2 protein-coding genes and 1 pseudogene are annotated in these 2,098 nt (G+C 45.5%); all 3 read left to right on the forward strand.

The features are described 5' to 3' along the window. Positions 1–770 (forward strand): phosphotransferase (locus tag GC098_RS10555; RefSeq protein WP_171643130.1); only part of this gene is annotated, 770 nt, incomplete at its 5' end. A 143-nt stretch (positions 771–913) separates the two neighbouring features. Further along, positions 914–1,720: a glycosyltransferase family 2 protein gene (locus GC098_RS10560; protein WP_312880042.1), complete on the forward strand. Its 807-nt coding sequence runs from the start codon at positions 914–916 to the stop codon at positions 1,718–1,720. A 17-nt stretch (positions 1,721–1,737) separates the two neighbouring features. After that, positions 1,738–2,098, forward strand: a pseudogene (locus GC098_RS10565) (hypothetical protein); the annotation flags it as partial.

Below are 2,098 nucleotides of genomic sequence, written 5' to 3' on the forward strand. Positions count from 1 at the left end.
ATGAAGTTGCTTTCATCAGAGAGCTTTTCGTGTACCTTGATCAAAAGGGTTACCGTTATGCTCCTAAACCTGTGGATGGTCTTAATAATAATTTATGGACATTCCACAGGAACCAATATTGGCTTCTGACCAATTGGGTAAAGGGCCGTTCACCGGATTTTCCCCGCAAATCCGAACTAATGAAAACGTTCCGCACGCTGGCGAAATTTCATCTCCATGCGGAAGGATTCTCCGCTGACAAAGTACCCGAAAGAAGAATCCGCTATGAACAGTCCTACAGGCTTCCTGCTGAGTACCGCTCGGAGATCCGTAAGTATGTGGGGCTTGAACGTTTTATCGATCTTTGTGATCAGGCGGAGGCCTACGGCCATAAGCAGGCTGTTATTAGAGCTATAGAAAGTGAACGGGCAGCGGGGGCTTTTTGCCACGGGGACTATAATTTTCCTAACGTGGTCATGGATCATTCCCGTCATCTTCATCTCATTGATCTTGAGAATGCGTCTATGAACGTTAGAATGACAGATTTGGCCCATATTTTGTACCGAAACTACCCTTGGGACGGAGAAATGATATTAAATGGAGTCGAAGAATATGAGCGGAAGCGTTCGCTTTCGGTTGAGGATCGGCATTTATTGTATATGCTGCTGCTTATTCCGTATCCTCTTATCCGTGCTCTAAGGAAATACGGAAAAAAATATCATGGTCATATTGAGCTTCCATCTTCCAGCAGACTTTCGCATTATGCGAATATTTTACACAAACTCATATAGACATTTAGTGATAACGCCTGCTTAAAAGCAGGCGTTTTATCTGTTTTCAAGCCATTTGTACATGACATGTACTCATGCCGTTGCACATGTTCCTCAGGGACATACTATGTTAGTGAGAAAGGCTTATCTTGGAGGTGGCACTTGTGGCGTTATCGAAAAGAGGCAGGATCGCAAAGGAGCCAAAAATAGCCCATCCGCAGTTTATCCTTAATTCCTTAGACCCTGAGGTTTCCGTTATCATACCCGTAATGAACGAAGGACGGAGGCTTGCCAGAATCATTTCCAACGCTCGAAAGGTTCATCCAAAAACAGAAATCATCGTTGTGGCGAACGGATCGAGGGATGGCTCCGATCGCTTGGCTAAAAAAATGGGGGCACGGGTCATTACCTTTAAAGACCCTCTGGGACACGATGTCGGAAGAAGTGTGGGGGCTAAAGCGGCGGTTGGAAATATTCTCCTTTTCCTTGACGGAGACATCATCTTCACAGCATCTTCTATGAAGCGTCTCGTACGCGCTGTGAAAAATGGTGTTGATGTCGCCTTAAACAAATATAACGGCTCGTTGGAAAAGAAAAAAGTGCACAGTGTTGTTCTTGCCAAATATACATTAAATCATATTTTGTCGTTGCAGCATCTAAAGGGTGCATCCTTAACAGCTATTCCCCATGCGTTAAGCCGAAGGGCTGTAATGAAAATCGGAGCGGAAAATCTAGCGGTTCCGCCGAAAGCGCAGGCTATAGCCGCCAACGAAGGTTTGATGATCGAGGCGGTCCATTATTTTGACGTGGGTAAAACGAACCCGCGTAAACGCAGAGGTCCGAAGGATCCGTTAAAAGAGTTAATCATTGGGGATCATCTGGAGGCTATACGTTATGTCTTGGACAAAACCGATCAGCGTGATGGAATGACGGACACAGGTCGTCTAAGAGAGCTAGTGAAGCATCTATGAGGGCTGTGAATATAAAATTGAAACGGAAACAGTACATTTTGAAAAAATGGCGTAGAATAGCCTACCGGGCCGGACGCCGCTGCGGCTCCATTTTCAAGAAGGAAAACAGAGGTTCGGAAACAGCAAAATTCGCGATGAATCGAGATTGGAATCTCTGGAAGCCGCACCTCCCGAGGGATTTAAGGGAAACGCTGCATGAAGCCGCATCGCGAAAGTTTTATAAAGGATTTTGCGAGAAAGCGAGAGAAAAATATGTGCGCACGATCTCACTCCCCACAGATAAGAAAGTCGCTGCCATTATAAGCTTCATGAGTGAAGACGATACGATTTTCAAAGTGCTTGACGAGCTGCGGTGCCTCCCTCTCTATGAAATTATCG

It is taken from the genome of Paenibacillus phytorum (assembly GCF_013141715.1).
In the GTDB taxonomy this organism is placed as follows: domain Bacteria; phylum Bacillota; class Bacilli; order Paenibacillales; family NBRC-103111; genus Paenibacillus_E; species Paenibacillus_E phytorum.